This is a genomic window from Mycobacteriales bacterium (assembly GCA_030697205.1).
Lineage (GTDB): Bacteria > Actinomycetota > Actinomycetes > Mycobacteriales > SCTD01 > JAUYQP01.
This window is the reverse complement of sequence record JAUYQP010000007.1, coordinates 24,198-41,002: the sequence shown is the minus strand read 5'-3', so window position 1 is coordinate 41,002 and position 16,805 is coordinate 24,198. Positions and strand designations below refer to the sequence as shown.

Sequence of the window (16,805 nt, the reverse complement as noted above, 5' to 3'; positions counted from 1 at the left end):
TGCGCGCCGGTAGCCTGGGTGCTCGTGCCCGACCTCGTCCTCGCTTCCGCGTCGCCCGCGCGCCTCGGGCTGCTGCGCTCCGCCGGTTTCGACCCGTCGGTCGTCGTCAGCGGTGTCGACGAGGACGCGGTCACCGGGCTGGCGCCGCTCGAGCTGGTCCTCGAGCTCGCGGTCCGCAAGGCAGCGGCCGTGGCGTCCCTGCGCCCCGACGCCGTCGTCGTCGGCTGTGACTCGATGCTGGTCCTCGACGGCGACGTGCTCGGCAAGCCCCGTGACGCGGCCGACGCGGTGGCCCGCTGGCAGCGGATGCGCGGCCGCACCGGCGTGCTCGCGACGGGCCACAGCGTGGTCGCCGACGGGCGCACTGCGAGCGCGGTCGCCGAGACCGTTGTCCGCTTCGGCACGCCCTCGGACTCCGAGGTCGAGGCCTACGTCGCGACCGGCGAGCCCCTGCACGTCGCGGGCGCCTTCACCCTCGACGGCCGCTCCGCGCCCTTCGTCGACGGGATCGACGGCGACCACGGCAACGTCATCGGCCTGTCGCTGCCGCTGCTGCGCACGCTGCTCGCCGAGCTCGGGGTCGAGGTGACCTCGCTGTGGGTCTGAGCATCGGGCCGATCACGGTCGACCCGCCCGTCGTCCTCGCACCGATGGCCGGCGTGACCAACGCGGCCTTCCGCCGGCTCTGCCGCTCCTACGGCGCCGGGCTCTACGTCTCCGAGATGGTGTCGGCGCGCGCCGTCGTAGAGGGCAACGAGCGCACCAAGATGCGCGCGTCGTTCGCCGACGACGAGCCGGTGCGCAGCCTCCAGCTCTACGCCGTCAACCCCACGACGGTCGGCGAGGCCGTGCGGATGGTCGTCGACGACGGGGTGCAGCACGTCGACCTCAACATGGGCTGCCCCTCGCCGAAGGTGATGCGGCGAGGCGGGGGAGCGGCCCTGCCTGTGCACACCCGGCTCGTCGCGGCGATCGTGCGCTCGGCCGTGGCCGCCGCCGGCGACGTGCCGGTGACGGTGAAGACGCGGATGGGCGTCGACGACGACACGCTGACCTACCTCGACACCGGCCGAGCCGCCGAGGACGAGGGCGCCGCCGCCATCGCGCTGCACGCCCGCACCGCCGAGCAGCTCTACTCCGGCCGGGCCGACTGGTCGGCGATCACGACCCTGAAGCAGCACGTCACCTCGATCCCGGTCCTCGGCAACGGCGACGTGTGGGACGGCCGTGACGCGCTCGAGATGCTCGCCCAGACCGGGGCCGACGGGGTCGTCGTCGGGCGTGGCTGCCTGGGCAAGCCGTGGCTGTTCCGCGAGCTCGCCGACGTCTTCGCCGGCCGGCCGGTGCTCCCGCAGCCGTCCCTCGGCGAGGTCGCCGACGTGATGCGCCGTCACGCCCGCCTGCTCGTGGAGGCCTTCGCGGGAGAGGAGGGCTGGGCGCTGCGCGACTTCCGCAAGCACGTCGGCTGGTACCTCACCGGCTACCCCGCCGGCGGCGAGATGCGGCGCCGGCTCGGGATGGTGAGCAGCCTCGCGGAGCTCGATGACCTGCTGTCGCTGCTCGACCCGACCGCTGTGCTGCCGCCCGGGCACGAGCGGCTGCCGCGCGGCCACCTGTCTGGGCCCAAGCAGGTCACCCTGCCGGAGGGCTGGCGGGAGAGCCGCAGCAGCCTGCTGCCCCCCGACGAGCTCTTCGTCACGGGTGGGTGACGGACCTCCAGTTCACGGTCCTGGCGTGCCGATGGTGCCCGCATGGACCCGATGGAGATGCTGGCGGAGGTCTACGAGGACGTGGCCTCCACGGAGGTCATCCGTCCCTCCGCGGTGCTGCCCGAGAGCGCGGCGCGCGCCGTGCTCGTCGAGCTGGCGCTGCAGGACGTCCGCGGGGGCGGTGTCTGGGACGCCAACCCGTCGCTGTGGCGCCGCTACGACCGGCCCTGGAGCACCTCCGAGGAGCCCGGTGACGCGCTGCTGATCGGGAGCCTGCAGGTCGCCTACGGCGTGCCGACCCGCTACGCGATCACGATCTACCGCGCGACCATCACGTCCTTCGGCGAGCGCGCCGGGTGGACCGTGACGGCGCTGTGCGACGAGGCCCTCGCCCACGGCGGCTACACCCTCGCGGACTGCCCGCGGGCCGAGCTGTCGTCGCCGCCCAAGCCCTTCCAGATGGGCGACTGACCTCAGCGGCGAACCTGCGCAGACCCTCGGCTCAGGTGCGCCCCGGGCGCAGGCCGACGGCGGTCACCACGGCAGGGAGGGCGGTGACGAGCGCTCCGGCTCCGGCGAACAGCTCGTCCCCGACGAAGGGCAGCAGGCCGACACCGAGGAACACTGCACCGAGCAGGGACACCTGCACGCACACGCGCCACAGCACCGTGCGCGCCCGGAAGCCGGAGCGGACGTCGCCGGACCCGATGACGGCGTCCATTCGGCGGGACAGCCCGGTCAGCCGGAGGGCCACGAGCACGCCGAGCACGGCACCTGTCGTACCGCCAAGACCACCGGCCACGGGAGCCAGCACCACCAGAGCGGCCAGCAGCAGGCCCAGGACGGCGAGCAGGGCGAGCCGCTCGAGCCGCGTCACGCCGGTCCGATGAGGCTGGCGACGACCTTGGCGGACAGGGTGACGAGCGGCAGGCCACCGCCGGGGTGCGACGAGCCGCCGACGAGGAAGAGCCCCTGCACGGGGGAGCGGTTGGCAGGGCGGAAGAAGGCGGCGGACGGGCCGTTGCTCGAGGTGCCGTAGATGGCGCCACCGACCGCGCCGGTGCGGGCCTCGAGGTCGGCGGGCGAGAGGTGCGACGACCACAGCAGCCGGTCGCGCACGTCGAGGCCGCGGGCGGCGAGGCGGTCCATCAGGTGCGCGGCGTAGTCGGCGGACACCGCGGGCGACCAGTCGAGCGCGCCGGCGCCGGTGCCGTGGCGGGCGGCGTTGACGAGGACGAACCACGCCTCGTGGCCGGGCGGGGCGACAGCGGGGTCGTCGGGTGCGCTGATGTAGAGCGTGGGGTCGGCGACCGGACGAGCGCGCGGCCCGAAGACGGCGTCGAACTCCGCGTCGTAGTCCGAGGGGAACAGCACGTTGTGGTGGGCGAGCCCGGGGGTGCGGCCCTCGACGGCGAGCAGCAGCACGAAGCCTGACAGCGACGGCGTCGCTCGGGCGAGCCGGCGCGAGGCGGCGGGGCAGTCGACGAGCTGTCCGTAGACGTGGGCGGCGTCGGCGTTGGCCACCACGACGTCGGCCGGCAGGTGGCCACCTCCGGCGAGGTCGACACCGTCGGCCCGGCCACCGCTGGTGGTGATGCGCGTGACGCGACTGCCGAGCAGGACAGTGGCACCGCGCTCGAGGGCGCGCTCGTGGACGGCGTCGCCGAGGCGCCGCAGGCCGCCGGTGACGTACCAACCGCCGAAGGCCTGCTCGACGAAGGGGACGGCCGCGAGGGCGGCGGGCGCGCGGCGCGGGTCGGAGCCGGTGTAGGTGGCGTAGCGGTCGAGCACCATCCGCAGCCGTGGGTCGCGTAGGTAGCGGCGTCCGAGGGCCCGCAGCGACCGGCCGGGGGCGATCGCGGCGATGTCGCGGGGCTGGGTGATGGCGAGCTTCGCGAGCTGCGGCGCGCCGCCGAGGGCCCGCTCCAGGAAGGGCTCCCGGCTCGCGTCCCAGACCTGCCGGGCGCGGGCCGTGAAGGCCCGCCAGTCGTCCCCGGCGCCTGCGCCCAAGGCCTCGTCGAGGCGGGCGCAGTGGACGTCGAGGTCGTTGCTCGCGTCGAAGCTGGCTCCGTCGGCGAAGCGGTAGCGCGCGATCGGGTCGAGGGGCGTCAGCTCGAGGTCGTCGGGCCAACCGCCGGTCGCGGAGAACAGGTCGTGGAAGACCGACGGCATCGTCACGAGCGACGGACCGGTGTCGAAGCGGAACGTGCCTGCCGGGGTCTCGTGCTCGACCAGCCCGAGCTTGCCGCCAACGGTGTCGGCCGCCTCGCACACGACGACGTCGTGCCCGAGCGTCGCGAGGCGCGCGGCTGCGGCGAGGCCGCCGACACCGGCCCCGATCACGACGACGCGACTCACAGCGCCCGTCCCTTCCAGGTCAGGGAGCCGCGGCGGTGCAGCACGTGCGACCGCACCGTCAGGGCGGCCAGGGCAGCCACCGACACCGGGTGCAGAGCCGCGTCGGGCCAGGAGCGAGAGCCGGTACGACGAGCCGCGACGACCCTGCCCGCGACACCGGCGGCGTAGGCGATCTGCCCCGCCCGCGACCCGCGCAGGGCGGCGATGGCGGGCGCGACGTAGAGCACCGCGAGCATCGCGGTGGTCGCCGGCGGCACGGTGTGGAGCGACTTGGAGTAGCCGTCGACGAGGGCGCCGAGGTCGTCGTACATCCGGCAGGTGGCGAGGGCGGTGCCATCGACGACCCCACCCGTGCCACCGCTGCGCTTGACCGCGCGCAGCAGCTCGACGTCCTCGACGACCGCGGCGCGCACCGCGGCGTGGCCGCCGGCCCGGTCGTAGGCGTCACGCCGGACCGCGAGCAGCTGGCCGTTGGCGGCCGACAGCGACGGGCGGGGGCTCCGCTCGGCGAGCCGCAGCGGCAGGAAGGTGAGCCACGACCACTGCAGCAGCGGCTGCACGAGCCTGGTCGCGCCGGGGGAGTCCTGACGCGGGTAGGGGCTGACCAAGTCGAGACCTGACTCGTCGAGGCAGGCGACGGTGGCCGTGACGGCGTCGTCGGCGAGCACGACGTCGGCGTCGACGAAGACGAGGACGTCGCCGGTGGCAGCCTGTGCCAGCTGGTGGCACGCGTGGGGCTTGCCGTGCCACCCGGGTGGCACGTCTCCTCCGGTGAGCAGCCGCACCCGTGGGTCGTCGCCGCAGGCCCGGCGCACCACGTCGGAGGTGCCGTCGGTGGACCCGTCGTCGAGCACGAGCAGCTCGTGGAGGTCCTGGCGCAGCAGGGCGCGCAGGCACGGCTCCACGCGGTGGGCCTCGTCGCGCAGGGGCAGCAGGACGGACACCCGGTGGTGGTGGGGCCGTGCCACGGGCACCCGCAGCAGTCGCGCGTTGACGACCGTGTGGGCGGTCAGGGCGGCGACGGCGAGAGCGACCGCCCTCACCGGGTGAGCCTGCGCAGCCAGGGCACGACCGTGACGCCCATGCCGATGCCGCCGACCAGCGCGACGCCGGGCCGCCCGAAGAAGACCGCGTTGGCGAGCACCGACGACAGGTAGGTCCAGGCGAGCAGCAGGGTCGGCGCGCGGTCGTCGGCAGCCCGGCGGGGGAGCAGCTGCAGGGCGGCCATGAGGACGACCGCGACGACGAGCCAGCCGGCGAAGTTGCTGACCGGGATGCCGGGCACCCCGGGCAGAGCGGGGGTGGGGTCGGCCCAGGACCAGTGGCCCGCCTCGACCATCTGCGGGTCGAGGAAGAGGTCCCAGCCCGCGAGCATGGCGCCGCTGACGAGCGCGGCCAGCCACGGCGAGCGGGTGAGCGCCTGACCGGCGAGCAGGCACGGGTAGGCCATCATCGACCAGGCGAGGGGGATGACGACGGGTACGCCGAGCAGCTGCCAGCCGAGCGTGTCGGCGTAGGAGTAGTCGCCGAAGGGCAGCCCGGTGCGGGTGCCGACCGACTCGGCGAGCAGGCCCCCGCCGGCGGTCACGGGGACCATGAGCGCGGCCCAGCCGGCGCCACGGGTCACCGCGGCGTGCGTGGCCGACGCGGCGAAGAACACGACGACGGTGACGACCGTGAGGACGTCGCGGGGGTGCCCGTCGACGAGCGGGTAGGCGACCTGCAGGAGCACGGTCGCCGCGGCGAGCAGCAGTGGCACCAGGGTCGTGACGGGGAGGCGCGGCGCTGTCTCCCGCACCGTGGCTGTCACGTCGGCCAGCCTAGTGAGGCCGGGTAGCGGCGACGAGCCCGCGCCCGGTCAGGACCTCTGGCCGGGCGGATGGCCGATCAGGCGCGGCAGGGCCGTCAGGCGCTGCGACGGGCGACGGCGAGCACGTCGCTGCGCTCGGTCCCACAGAGGTTGCCGAAGGCGCGCTCCTGGGCCCGGAAGGCGCGGGTCGCGCGGCGCTCGGCGGTGAAGGTCGACCAGGCGCTGCGGGTGGTGCCGGCGAACCGGCTGCGGGCGGCGCCGACCGGTGAGGTGAGGGTGCTCTGGGTGTCGACGGTGGTCGTCGTCATGGGTGCGCTCCTGGGTGCTCCAGCTCTTGTGCACTGGATGCATCAATTCTCGGCAGCCCAATCCTGCGGTGCCACCCAGGATGCTGTGATCGCTCCCACAGCGACGCCGCGCTGAGCGTGCGGCGAGAGCCAGGTCACACGCCCTGGGGTGCCATGGCCTTGCGGAGGCGTTGCACGGCGGTGCGCAGGGCGGCCTGGGCCATCTCCCCGTGCTCCTCGAACCAGCCGGGGACCTCCTCGACGAGGTCGTCGTAGGCCTCCTCGATGTCGTCGCCCTGCAGCGCCTGGCCGACGTGGGGGGCGTCGAGCAGCAGGTGCCACAGCTCGGAGACCTCGGCGGTCGGGGGTGGCGTCGTACCTCCGGCGAGCCAGCCGTCGAGGTCGAGGTCGACCTCGTCGGGCAGGTCGTCGAGCATCGTCAGCCCGTGCTGCTGGGCGTAGTGCTCGAGGCCGGGGCGACCCGGCCAGACGAGCACCTTGCCGCCGACCGCGAGCAGCGAGTCGGTGTCGTCGTCGACGACCCAGCCGGCGGACCAGCGGGTGCCCTTGTCGACGAGCAGGACCTCGTAGACGTCAGCCACGGGAGACCGCCTTCCTGATCCGGGCGAGCGGTGATGGGTTGCGGTCGGCGAGGACGACGCCGGCGGCGGAACGCCCGCTGGCACCGAACACGCCGCCGCCGGGGTGCGTCGACGCGCCACACAGGTAGAGCCCTGCCACGGACGGTACCGAGTAACCGGCCAGCTCGGGCATCGGGCGCCACAGGAACATCTGGTCGAAGGCCATCTCGACGTGCATGACCTGCCCCTGGCGCAGGCCCAGCTCGCGCTCGAGGTCGAGCGGGGTCTGCACGTGCATCTGCTCGACGGAGGACGCGAAGCCGGGCGCGACCCGGTCGACGGCCTCGACGAGCTTGGTGCCCTCGCGCTCGCGGATGGAGTCCCAGTCCTCGCCGTTGGAGAGCTCGTAGGCGTGCCACTGCCCCCAGACGGTGACGTTGTGCTTGCCGGGCGGCGCGATGGTGTCGTCGAAGGAGCTGAAGGTCATCGCGAGCACGGCCGGGTCGGTCGGCGGCCGGCCGGCGAGGTAGTCGCCGTGGGCCGCGCGCAGGAACTGCCGCGACGGCGCGATGAGCTGGATCGAGCGGTAGGTCTCCTCGGTCGCGGCGGCGTAGCGCGGCAGGTCGTTGGTCGCGAGCCGGGCGACCATCCCGATGCCGTTGCCGACCCGGATCGACCGCCGGGCCCGCTCGGCGAGGTCGCGGGGAACCCCGTCGCCGAGCAGCTCGAGGGTGGTGAGGACGTGGCAGCCGGCGACGACGGTGCCGGCCGCGAGGTGGTCGCCGGACTCGGTGAGGACACCCGTCACACGGCCCGAGGAGGTCGTCACCGCGGCGGCTCCGTCACCGAGGCGGACCCGACCGCCGTAGGACTCGAAGCGCCTCTGCAGGGCCTCCGACAGCATGCCACTGCCGCCCTTGGGGTGGCCCGGCGGCTTGAGGTGCATGACGGTGTTCCAGCCGACGAGGTCGGCGGTGGCGACCTCGTGGGTCGGCGGTCCGGACTGCGCGCCCATCCAGGCCAGCGCGGTCTTGAGCCGCTCGTCGTCGAAGTGCTCGTCGAGCAGCGAGTCGCCGGTGGTGAGGAACTGCCGCGACAGCTCGAGCCCGTCGAGGCCGGTGGACGTGCCCACGCCCCACAGGGTCCGGCCGAGGTGCATCGGGGTCGGGGCACCCTGGAAGGCCTCGAAGACGCGGAGGTTGCGGGCCGACCAGTCCTCGACGAAGCGCTGGTAGGCGTCGGCGTCCTTCGCCCCGCAGACCGCCTCGATGGAGGCGCACGTGCGGGCCAGGTCGACGTGGAAGTGGATCCCCTCATCCCCGAAGGGCGCGAAGCCCCAGGGGTCGAGGTCCTGGTACTCCAGGCCGCACTCGTCGAGCCGCAGGTCCTCCACGATGCCGGTGTGGCGGACCATGATGTGCGCGCTCGAGCCGCGGTCCATCCGGTAGCCGGGGAAGCGCTCGACCGTCGACACCGCGCCGCCCACGACGGTGTCGCGCTCGACGACCTCGACGGACAGGCCCTCGCGGGCGAGGTAGCAGGCAGCGACGAGGGCGTTGTGGCCCGCGCCGATCACGATCACGTCGAGGGGCACGGGATCAACCTAGGGCGAGCCCCAGCACGGCGAAGGACCGAGGGTCACCGGGGAAGCGGAGGTCGCGGACGAGGTCGACCCAGCCACCCGCGCGGTAGAAGGCGCGCGCCCGCGTCTCCGCGTCAGGGGTCGTCAGGACAGCGGTCCCCGAGCGCCCGGACAGCAGCGCGTCGAGCAGCGCTCGTCCGGTGCCGGTGCCCTGGTGGCTCGGCAGCACGTGCAGCTCGCAGACCTCGAAGGCCCCGTGCAGCCACCGCTGAGCGGTCTCGCGCGTCATCGCCGCGTCGACCTGGTCGTGCCACCACTGGCCGCGCTCGCCGACGTAGCCGTAGGCGACGCCCACGAGCAGGTCGCCGTCGTGCGCCGCGACCGCCGCCAGGCCTCGCCGGTCGAGGTGGCCGGTGACGATGCTGCGCCGTGCCCGCGCGACCCGCCGGTCGACGCCCATCGCCGCGGCGTAGACGTCGAGCAGGGCGTCGCGGTGGTCGGCGAGGTCCTGCCGCGACCAGGTCGTGACGGCCGTCATGCCAGCGGGTCCCGGCCGGCGAGGGTGCCCGCGCTCGACAGCACGGCGAACCGGGCGAACAGCTCCTCGGCGTACCAGCCCTCGACGGGGGTGCGCGCGACGACCTCCTGGTGGGCGGGGTCGCGGTGGGCGAAGTCGCGCAGCGCCGTCGCGGACTCCCACAGGCTGAAGGTGCCCTGCAGCCCGACCGGTGCCTCCCCGATGCCGACCGCGGCGCGCAGGCCGGGGTGCTGGTGCAGCGCGGCCGACACCGGCGGGACGGCAGACCAGAAGCGGGCCGTGCGGGCCGGTCGCAGCCGGGCGCGGGTGAGGGCGGCGACGGGACCGTCGTGGCGCACCGGCACCGGCGCGCCGAAGGGCTCGCGACCGCTCCAGCGACCGGTCGACACCAGTGGCCGCAGGTCGCAGCGCCAGGTCTCCTCGGCGATCGCCGCCCAGTCGCGGGCCAGGTCGCTGCGGTCGAAGGACGAGGCGTACGACGGGTCGGTCCACGTCGTGAGGAGTGCCCAGGTCCGCGGGTCGGCGTCACGGGCGGTGAAGGTCCGCCCGTCGCCGGTCCCGAGCAGCTTGGCGAAGCGGACCCCGGGCAGGCGTCGCGCCCGACCGCGGTCGGTGGCCATCCGGCGCAGCGCCCGGGCGGGGCTCGTCACCCGCCAGACGTGCAGCGTCACGAGCGGGGGGACCGGCTCGCTCACCCGGCGACCTGCGCCGCCTGCCCGCCGGTCAGGCGGAGGAGCTCGTCGTAGCTGGTCGGGAAGACCGCGTGCGGGTGGCCGGCGGCGGCCCAGACGACCTCGTGCTCGGCGAGCGCGACGTCGACGAGGGTCCGCAGGGGAGCGGGGTGGCCGATCGGGGCGACGCCGCCGATCGCGTAGCCGGTGGCGCTGCGCACCAGGTCGGCGTCGGCCCGGCCCAGGGCGGCGACACCGAGCAGCGCGCCGGTGACGGCCGGGTCGACGCGGTGGCCGCCGCTGGTGAGGACCAGCACCGGCTCGTCGCCCGCGGTGAAGACCAGCGAGCTCGCGATCGCACCGACCTCGCAGCCCAGCGCCGCCGCGGCCTCGGCAGCGGTGCGGGCGCTGTCGGTCAGCTCGCGGACCTCACCGGTGGCGCCGGCGGCGCGCAGCAGTCCCGCGACGCGCTCGACGGTGGGGTGCACGACGCCGAGCCTGCCAGACCTCTCGGGAAGCGCGCGCCGGACGGCGGTGTTGACTCAGACCGTGGAGCTGCGTGACATCGCCGAGCAGGCGGGCCGGGACCTCGAGGAGGCCTCGGCCCAGGACGTGCTGCGCTGGGCCACGTCGACCTTCGGCGACCGCTTCGCGATCGCGTCGTCGATGGGCGACGGGCTGATGGCCCACCTCGCGTCGTCGGTCGCCTCCGGCGTCGACGTCGTCTTCCTCGACACCGGCTACCACTTCGCCGAGACGATCGGCACCCGCGACGCCGTCGACCAGGTCTACGACGTGACCGTCCGCACGGTGCTGCCGCTGCTCACCGTCGCCCAGCAGGACGCCGAGCACGGCGCCGAGCTGTGGCGCCGCGACCCCGACGCCTGCTGCGCGATGCGCAAGGTCGAGCCGCTCGAGCGCGCGCTGGCTCCCTACGACGCGTGGGCGTCCGGTATCCGCCGCGACGAGTCACCGACCCGCGCCACCACCGGCGTCGTCGAGTGGGACGCGCGGCGCAGCAAGGTGAAGGTCAACCCGATCGCGGCCTGGACCCAGGACGACGTCGACACCTACGTCGCCGAGCACGGCGTGCTCGTCAACCCGCTCGTCGACGACGGCTACCCCTCGATCGGCTGCGCCCCCTGCACGCGCCGGGTCGCGCCGGGCGAGGACGCCCGCTCCGGTCGCTGGGTCGGCGCCCAGAAGACCGAGTGCGGCCTGCACGTCTAGCGCGTGCTGTAGAGGACGTGCCGTCGGATCGGCGACCCCTCCGCAACCCGCGGGTGGTCGAACTCGCGGACCCGCCGCATCCCGAGCCGCTCCATCACCCGCCACGAGCGCTCGTTGACGACGGCCGTGAAGGAGAGCACCTCCGGTGCGTGCTGCAGCCCGAACCGCAGCGCCGCGGCTGCGGCCTCAGTGGCGTAGCCGTGGCCCCAGGCCCATCGCTCCAGCCGCCAGCCGACCTCGAGGTCGCGGCCGCCGAGCACATCGGTCCACATCAACCCGTCGAAGCCGGCGAACCGACCGTCGACCTCGACCGCCCACAGCCCGAAGCCGTGCTCGGCGAAGTGCGCCTCCACCCGGGCGGCGAAGGCGTCGGCCTGCTCGCGGGTCAGGGGAGCCGGGAAGTGCTCCATGACGACCGGGTCGGCGCACAGCTCGGCGAACGGCTCCCGGTCGGCAGCCACCCACTCCCGCAGTACCAGCCGCTCGGTCCGGATCACGGGGCGCACGCTACGACGCGACGCCCCGGCGTACACGGTCATCCGGCGTCCGGGGCTGGGCGGCCGGTGGTGCCGACGTAGGACAGCCGGAAGACGCGCAAGCAGTCGTCGCAGGTCCACTGGCCGTGACCGGCATCGGGGTCGTCGCCGAAGGGGCGCACCGACTCCTCGCCGCAGTAGGGGCAGTAGAACGGCGCGGCCCGCTCGCTCACAGCGACCCGGGGGTACGACGGGGCGTCACCGGAGCAGGGCCTCGTCGGCGTCGCGGGCCCACGTCGCGAAGCGCTGCCCGGGGGCGCGGTGCTCGAGGTAGGAGCGCAGCAGCCGCTCGACGTAGTCGACCGCCTCCTCGCCGGTGATCTTCAGACCGCGGGGCTTGCGGCCGAAGCCGGCGTCCTCGCCGAGCCGCCCACCGAGGTGGACCTGGAAGCCCTCCTGGTCGCCGACGATCGAGCCCTTGAGCCCGATGTCGGCGGTCTGGAAGCGCGCGCAGGAGTTGGGGCAGCCGTTGACGTGGATCGTCACCGGCTCGTCGAAGTCGGGGAGTCGCTGCTCGAGCGCGGTGTAGAGGTCGACCGCGCGGACCTTGGTCTCGACGATCGCGAGCTTGCAGAACTCGAGGCCGGTGCAGGCCATCGTGCCGCGGCGGAAGCGCGACGGCCGGACCCGCAGGTCCTCGCCCTCGAGAGCCGTGACGAGCTCGGCCACGGACTGCTCGGGCACGTCCAGCACGACGAGGCCCTGCTGGGCGGTGGTGCGGACGCGCCCGCCGCCGAGCCGCTCGGCGAGCTCGGCGACCCGCTGCAGCTGGGTGCCGGAGGTGCGGCCGGCCCGCGGCACGACGCCGACGTAGGACAGCCCGTCGGCCTGGCGGTGCACCCCGACGTGGTCGCGGTCCTCGGTTGGCGGCGTCGCGGGCGCGGGCCCGTCGGGCAGAGGCGCGGTGAGGTACTCCTTCTCCATCACCTCGCGGAAGCGCTCCGGACCCCAGTCGGCGAGCAGGAACTTCAGCCGGGCGTGGGTGCGCGAGCGGCGGTAGCCGTAGTCGCGGAAGGTCGAGCAGACACCGGCCCAGACCTCCTCGACGCGCGCCGGCTCGACGAAGGCACCGACCCGCACCCCGAGCTTGGGGTTGGTCGACAGCCCGCCGCCGACCCACAGGTCGTAGCCGGCGCCGAGCTCCGGGTGGACGACGCCGACGAAGGCGACGTCGTTGATCTCGTGGTTGCCGCAGTAGACCGAGCAGCCGCTGATGGAGGTCTTGAACTTGCGCGGCAGGTTGGAGAAGGCCGGGTCGCCGAGCCAGCGGTCGACGACGGCGGTGATGGACGCGGTCGCGTCGAGGACCTCGTGGGCGTCGACGCCCGCGAGCGGGCACCCGAGCACGACGCGGGGCGTGTCGCCGCAGGCTTCCGTCGTACCCAGTCCGACGGCTCCGAGCTCCTCCCAGATCGCAGGCACGTCCTCGATCCGGATCCAGTGCAGCTGGACGTTCTGGCGGTCGGTGACGTCAGCGACGTCACGGCCGTAGCGCTCGGCGATCGACCCGATGACGCGCAGCTGCTCGCTGGTGAGCAGGCCGCCGTCGATCCGGACGCGCAGCATGAAGAACGGCGCCTCGAGCTCCTCGGGCTCGAGCACCGCCGTGCGGCCGCCGGGGATGCCGTCGGCGCGCTGGGTGTAGAGGCCGTACCACCGCAGGCGACCGCGCTTGTCGGCGCCGTCGATCGAGTCGAAGCCCTGCTTTGCGTAGATGTCGATGACGCGGTCGCGCACCGTGAGCGGGTTGCTGTCCTTCTTGACCTGCTCGTTGGCGTTGAGCGGCTCGCGGTAGCCGAGTGCCCACTGCCCCTGTCCGCGCACGGCGGGCATGGCTGTCTCCTACTGGATCGGGTGTGTGACGGGAGGTCTAGCGCTGCTGCGGGCGGGCGGAACAGATCGCCGACGCGGTGCGCTTGAGGTCGACGTGACGTCGACTGGTCAGCAGGAGGAGCACCCGGCAAGGGTCGCACAGGACCCTGCGTGGCAGCATCGTGACGGTCGTCTCGCCGCGGGGCGGTCCCACTCAGCGGGTCGCGCCCCGAACCGCGGATGAGAACACGTTCTAGTCTGATCGCCCTACCCGTCCCCGCAGGAGGACTCCCGTGACCGCCCTGGACGAGCGCGTGCCGTCGGCGCCCGAGCCGCTGCGCCCCGGCGCCACCGTCTGGCTCACCGGGCTGCCGAGCGCCGGCAAGACGACCCTCGCCACCGCGCTGTCGACGCGGCTGGAGGGGCGCGTCGAGGTGCTCGACGGCGACGAGGTCCGCGAGTTCCTGAGCAAGGGCCTCGGCTTCACCCGGGAGGACCGCGACACCAACGTGCTGCGCATCGGGTGGGTCGCCGCGACGCTGGCCAAGCACGGCGTGCTCGTGCTCGCCAGCGTCATCAGCCCCTACGCCGAGACGCGCGCGGCCGTGCGCGCCCTGCACGACGAGCGCGGCGCCGGCTTCGTCGAGGTCCACGTCGCGACGCCCGTCGAGGTCTGCAGCGAGCGTGACGTCAAGGGCCTCTACGCCAAGCAGGCCAGCGGCGAGATCAACGGCCTCACCGGGGTCGACGCGCCCTACGAGCCGCCCACCGACCCCGACGCGGTGGTGCCCACCCACGAGCAGTCCCTCGACGAGTCCGTCGCGCAGCTGCTCGCGGTGCTCACCGCGAAGGGCCTCGCATGAGCACCCGCGTGCAGGAGGCCCTCGACCAGCTCGACGTGCTCGAGGCCGAGAGCATCCACGTGATGCGCGAGGTCGCCGCGGAGTTCGAGCGGCCGGCGCTGCTCTTCAGCGGCGGCAAGGACTCGATCGTCATGCTGCGGTTGGCCGAGAAGGCCTTCCACCCGGCGAAGATCCCCTTCCCGCTGGTCCACGTCGACACCGGGCACAACTTCGACGAGGTGCTCGCCTTCCGCGACAAGCGGGCCGAGGAGCTCGCCGCCCGGCTCGTGGTCGCGAAGGTCCAGGACGACATCGACGCCGGTCGGGTCCGTGAGGTCCCGGGCGGTCTGCGCAACCCGCTGCAGACCACCACCCTGCTGCGGGCCATCGAGGAGGGTCGCTACGACGCGGTCTTCGGCGGCGCCCGTCGCGACGAGGAGAAGGCCCGCGCCAAGGAGCGGTTCTTCTCCTTCCGCGACTCCTTCGGGCAGTGGGACCCGAAGAACCAGCGCCCCGAGCTGTGGGACCTCTACAACGGCCGCCACAACAAGGGCGAGCACATCCGGGTCTTCCCGCTGTCGAACTGGACCGAGCTCGACGTCTGGCGCTACATCGCCCGCGAGGGCATCGAGGTCCCGTCTATCTACTACGCCCACGAGCGCGAGGTCTTCGAGCGCGACGGCATGCTGCTCGGCGTCACGCCCTTCAGCGAGCCGCGCGACGGCGAGACGGTGACGACCCGCGTCGTGCGCTACCGCACCGTCGGCGACGCCTCGTGCACGGGCGCGGTGCTGTCACCGGCGAGCACCCCCGACGAGATCATCGACGAGGTGTCGGTGACCCGGCTGACCGAGCGCGGGGCGACCCGCGCCGACGACCGGGCGTCGGAGGCAGCCATGGAGGACCGCAAGAAGGAGGGGTACTTCTAGTGAGCGGCCTGCTGCGCTTCGCCACTGCCGGCTCGGTCGACGACGGGAAGTCCACCCTCATCGGGCGGCTGCTCTACGACAGCAAGAGCGTCTTCCAGGACCAGCTCGAGTCGGTCGAGCGGACCTCCGCCGACCGCGGCGACGACTACACCAACCTCGCGCTGCTCACCGACGGCCTGCGGGCCGAGCGGGAGCAGGGCATCACGATCGACGTCGCCTACCGCTACTTCTCGACCCCGGCGCGGTCCTTCATCGTCGCCGACACCCCCGGCCACGTGCAGTACACCCGCAACATGGTCACCGGCGCCTCGACCGCCGACCTCGCGCTGGTCCTCGTCGACGCGCGCAAGGGCGTCATCGAGCAGACCCGCAGGCACGCCTCGCTGTCGGCGCTGCTGCAGGTCCCGCACCTCGTCCTCGCGGTCAACAAGATGGACCTCGTCGACTGGGACCAGGCCGTCTACGACCGCATCGTCGCGGACTTCCGCGCCTTCGCTGCGCACCTCAAGCTGCCCGACGTCGTCGCGATCCCACTCGCCGCGCTGTCCGGCGACAACGTCGTCGACCGCAGCGAGCACACCCCCTGGTACGACGGGCCCACGCTGCTGCACCACCTCGAGACGGTGCCGGTCGAGCGCGGGGGAGCGGCCACCCGTGGCGCCCGTTTCCCGGTGCAGTACGTCATCCGCCCCATGTCGGTCGAGCTGCCCGACTACCGCGGCTACGCCGGCACCCTCGCCACGGGGACGCTCGCACCCGGTGACGAGGTCGTCGTCCTCCCCTCGGGCAAGCGGACGACGGTCGCGTCCATCGACGTCTTCGGCGGCTCGCTGCCCTCGGCGGTCGCCGGCCAGGCCGTGACCGTCCGGCTCACCGACGAGGTCGACGTGTCGCGCGGTGACATGCTCGTCGCCGCCGACGACCAGCCCGCGGTCGCGTCGACCTTCGAGGCGACCGTGTGCTGGATGGCCGAGGAGCCGTTGCGGCCAGGCCAGAAGCTGCTGCTCAAGCACACGACCCGCACTGTGAAGGCCCTCGTCGCGGACCTGCACGACCGCCTCGACGTCGAGTCGCTCACCCGCTCCACGGCCAGCGAGCTCGGCCTCAACGACATCGGCCGCGTGACCCTGCGGGTGGCCCAGCCGGTCTTCACCGACGACTACGTCGTGGACCGCCGCACCGGTGCCTTCGTGCTGGTCGACGAGGCCACGGGCAACACCCTCGGCGCCGGCATGGTCGGCTCGACGCTCGGTCTCGAGGTCGCTCCCGCCTGACCGGACCACCGCACGGCAGGATGGGCGAGTGCGGGTCTCGGCGCGGGCTGACTACGCGGTCCGTGCTGCCGTGGAGCTGGCTGCCCGGCCGGGGCTCTGGACCAAGGCGGAGGCCATCGCCGACGCGCAGCGGTTGCCGCTGCCCTTCCTGCTGCAGACCCTCAAGCAGCTGCGCGTCGAGGGCGTCGTTGCGGCCAAGCGCGGCGCCGAGGGCGGCTACCGGCTGACCCGGCCCGCCTCGGAGGTGACGGTCGCGGACCTGGTGCGGGCGGTCGACGGACCGCTCGCCAGCGTCGCCGGCACGCTGGTCGAGGACCTGGAGTACGACGGCAACGCCGCTGCGCTGCGCGACACGTGGGTGGCCCTGCGGTGCGCCATCCGCAGCGTGCTGGTCGGGGTCACGCTGGCCGACCTGCTCGGCGGTGAGCTGCCACCCCTCGTCGGTCAGCTGCTCGCCGGCGACGACGCCTGGACCACCGACCCGGGGGTGCGTCGGCGCTTCGAGGCCCGTCGCGAGCCAGGTGTCGGGTGACGCAGGCCACACACCCGTCAAGTTGACAGGGATGGTCCACAAAGGCAGCCTCACGGTGTGACTCCGCAGAGCTCTACCTGGGTGCCCATGTGGGCGACCCGTCGCGGGCACCTG

General features: G+C 73.7%; 21 protein-coding genes. 8 read left to right on the top strand and 13 right to left on the bottom strand.

Translation table 11 applies throughout. The annotated features are described in order from the left end of the window. Positions 1-24: 24 nt before the first annotated feature. Genes Q8R60_01735 through Q8R60_01725 form a run of 3 tightly spaced genes read left to right on the top strand, consistent with a single transcriptional unit; the run spans position 25 to position 2,180 of the window. Positions 25-606, top strand: coding sequence for a nucleoside triphosphate pyrophosphatase (locus Q8R60_01735; GenBank protein MDP3711191.1), 582 nt, complete (start codon positions 25-27; stop codon positions 604-606). Beyond that, positions 597-1,709: a tRNA dihydrouridine synthase DusB gene (gene dusB, locus Q8R60_01730; protein ID MDP3711190.1), complete on the top strand. Its 1,113-nt coding sequence runs from the start codon at positions 597-599 to the stop codon at positions 1,707-1,709. Before Q8R60_01735 ends, dusB begins: the two co-directional genes overlap by 10 nt. A 42-nt stretch (positions 1,710-1,751) precedes the next feature. Continuing rightward, complete coding sequence (locus tag Q8R60_01725) at positions 1,752-2,180, top strand: hypothetical protein (protein MDP3711189.1); 429 nt, start codon at positions 1,752-1,754, stop codon at positions 2,178-2,180. 31 nt (positions 2,181-2,211) lie between these two features. On the opposite strand, the gene Q8R60_01720 is transcribed toward Q8R60_01725, so the two are convergent. The 10 genes from Q8R60_01720 to Q8R60_01675 form a co-directional block, all read right to left on the bottom strand. Continuing rightward, entirely contained in the window at positions 2,212-2,586 is a 375-nt protein-coding gene (locus Q8R60_01720) for a hypothetical protein (GenBank protein MDP3711188.1), read from the bottom strand. Beyond that, positions 2,583-4,067 carry a phytoene desaturase family protein gene (gene crtI, locus Q8R60_01715; GenBank protein MDP3711187.1) on the bottom strand — a complete coding sequence of 495 codons (1,485 nt, stop codon included), beginning with the start codon at positions 4,065-4,067 and terminating at the stop codon, positions 2,583-2,585. The genes Q8R60_01720 and crtI overlap by 4 nt, the downstream gene beginning before the upstream one ends. Continuing rightward, complete coding sequence (locus Q8R60_01710; GenBank protein MDP3711186.1) at positions 4,064-5,110, bottom strand: glycosyltransferase family 2 protein; 1,047 nt, start codon at positions 5,108-5,110, stop codon at positions 4,064-4,066. The genes crtI and Q8R60_01710 overlap by 4 nt, the downstream gene beginning before the upstream one ends. Further along, positions 5,107-5,877 (bottom strand): carotenoid biosynthesis protein, encoded by a 771-nt coding sequence (locus Q8R60_01705; protein MDP3711185.1) that lies wholly within the window; start codon positions 5,875-5,877, stop codon positions 5,107-5,109. Before Q8R60_01705 ends, Q8R60_01710 begins: the two co-directional genes overlap by 4 nt. Positions 5,878-5,972: 95 nt before the next feature. Then, complete coding sequence (locus Q8R60_01700; GenBank protein ID MDP3711184.1) at positions 5,973-6,185, bottom strand: hypothetical protein; 213 nt, start codon at positions 6,183-6,185, stop codon at positions 5,973-5,975. 134 nt (positions 6,186-6,319) lie between these two features. Next, positions 6,320-6,766, bottom strand: coding sequence for a hypothetical protein (locus Q8R60_01695; protein MDP3711183.1), 447 nt, complete (start codon positions 6,764-6,766; stop codon positions 6,320-6,322). Then, positions 6,759-8,339: an NAD(P)/FAD-dependent oxidoreductase gene (locus tag Q8R60_01690; protein MDP3711182.1), complete on the bottom strand. Its 1,581-nt coding sequence runs from the start codon at positions 8,337-8,339 to the stop codon at positions 6,759-6,761. The genes Q8R60_01695 and Q8R60_01690 overlap by 8 nt, the downstream gene beginning before the upstream one ends. Before the next feature lie 4 nt (positions 8,340-8,343). After that, positions 8,344-8,865 carry a GNAT family N-acetyltransferase gene (locus Q8R60_01685; GenBank protein MDP3711181.1) on the bottom strand — a complete coding sequence of 174 codons (522 nt, stop codon included), beginning with the start codon at positions 8,863-8,865 and terminating at the stop codon, positions 8,344-8,346. Further along, a complete protein-coding gene (locus Q8R60_01680) occupies positions 8,862-9,560 on the bottom strand; it encodes a monooxygenase (GenBank protein ID MDP3711180.1) in 699 nt (232 codons plus the stop codon). Before Q8R60_01680 ends, Q8R60_01685 begins: the two co-directional genes overlap by 4 nt. Beyond that, positions 9,557-10,024 (bottom strand): YbaK/EbsC family protein, encoded by a 468-nt coding sequence (locus Q8R60_01675; GenBank protein ID MDP3711179.1) that lies wholly within the window; start codon positions 10,022-10,024, stop codon positions 9,557-9,559. Before Q8R60_01675 ends, Q8R60_01680 begins: the two co-directional genes overlap by 4 nt. A gap of 61 nt (positions 10,025-10,085) precedes the next feature. On the opposite strand from Q8R60_01675, the gene Q8R60_01670 reads away from it, so the two are divergent. Next, entirely contained in the window at positions 10,086-10,766 is a 681-nt protein-coding gene (locus Q8R60_01670) for a phosphoadenylyl-sulfate reductase (GenBank protein MDP3711178.1), read from the top strand. On the opposite strand, the gene Q8R60_01665 is transcribed toward Q8R60_01670, so the two are convergent. The 3 genes from Q8R60_01665 to Q8R60_01655 are packed head-to-tail and all read right to left on the bottom strand — an operon-like array spanning position 10,763 to position 13,135. Further along, complete coding sequence (locus Q8R60_01665; GenBank protein ID MDP3711177.1) at positions 10,763-11,263, bottom strand: GNAT family N-acetyltransferase; 501 nt, start codon at positions 11,261-11,263, stop codon at positions 10,763-10,765. The two genes, Q8R60_01670 and Q8R60_01665, sit on opposite strands and share 4 nt — an antisense overlap. A gap of 38 nt (positions 11,264-11,301) precedes the next feature. Beyond that, a complete protein-coding gene (locus Q8R60_01660; GenBank protein MDP3711176.1) occupies positions 11,302-11,475 on the bottom strand; it encodes a hypothetical protein in 174 nt (57 codons plus the stop codon). A gap of 25 nt (positions 11,476-11,500) precedes the next feature. Continuing rightward, a complete protein-coding gene (locus Q8R60_01655; GenBank protein ID MDP3711175.1) occupies positions 11,501-13,135 on the bottom strand; it encodes a nitrite/sulfite reductase in 1,635 nt (544 codons plus the stop codon). A gap of 272 nt (positions 13,136-13,407) precedes the next feature. On the opposite strand from Q8R60_01655, the gene cysC reads away from it, so the two are divergent. From cysC to Q8R60_01635, 4 genes are read left to right on the top strand one after another with little or no spacing between them, the layout of a single operon-like run. Then, complete coding sequence (cysC, locus tag Q8R60_01650) at positions 13,408-13,977, top strand: adenylyl-sulfate kinase (protein ID MDP3711174.1); 570 nt, start codon at positions 13,408-13,410, stop codon at positions 13,975-13,977. Continuing rightward, a complete protein-coding gene (gene cysD, locus Q8R60_01645; GenBank protein MDP3711173.1) occupies positions 13,974-14,885 on the top strand; it encodes a sulfate adenylyltransferase subunit CysD in 912 nt (303 codons plus the stop codon). Before cysC ends, cysD begins: the two co-directional genes overlap by 4 nt. Then, complete coding sequence (locus Q8R60_01640) at positions 14,885-16,159, top strand: GTP-binding protein (GenBank protein MDP3711172.1); 1,275 nt, start codon at positions 14,885-14,887, stop codon at positions 16,157-16,159. Before cysD ends, Q8R60_01640 begins: the two co-directional genes overlap by 1 nt. A gap of 28 nt (positions 16,160-16,187) precedes the next feature. Continuing rightward, positions 16,188-16,691, top strand: a complete 504-nt coding sequence (locus Q8R60_01635; GenBank protein MDP3711171.1) for an Rrf2 family transcriptional regulator — start codon at positions 16,188-16,190, stop codon at positions 16,689-16,691. Positions 16,692-16,805: the final 114 nt, after the last annotated feature.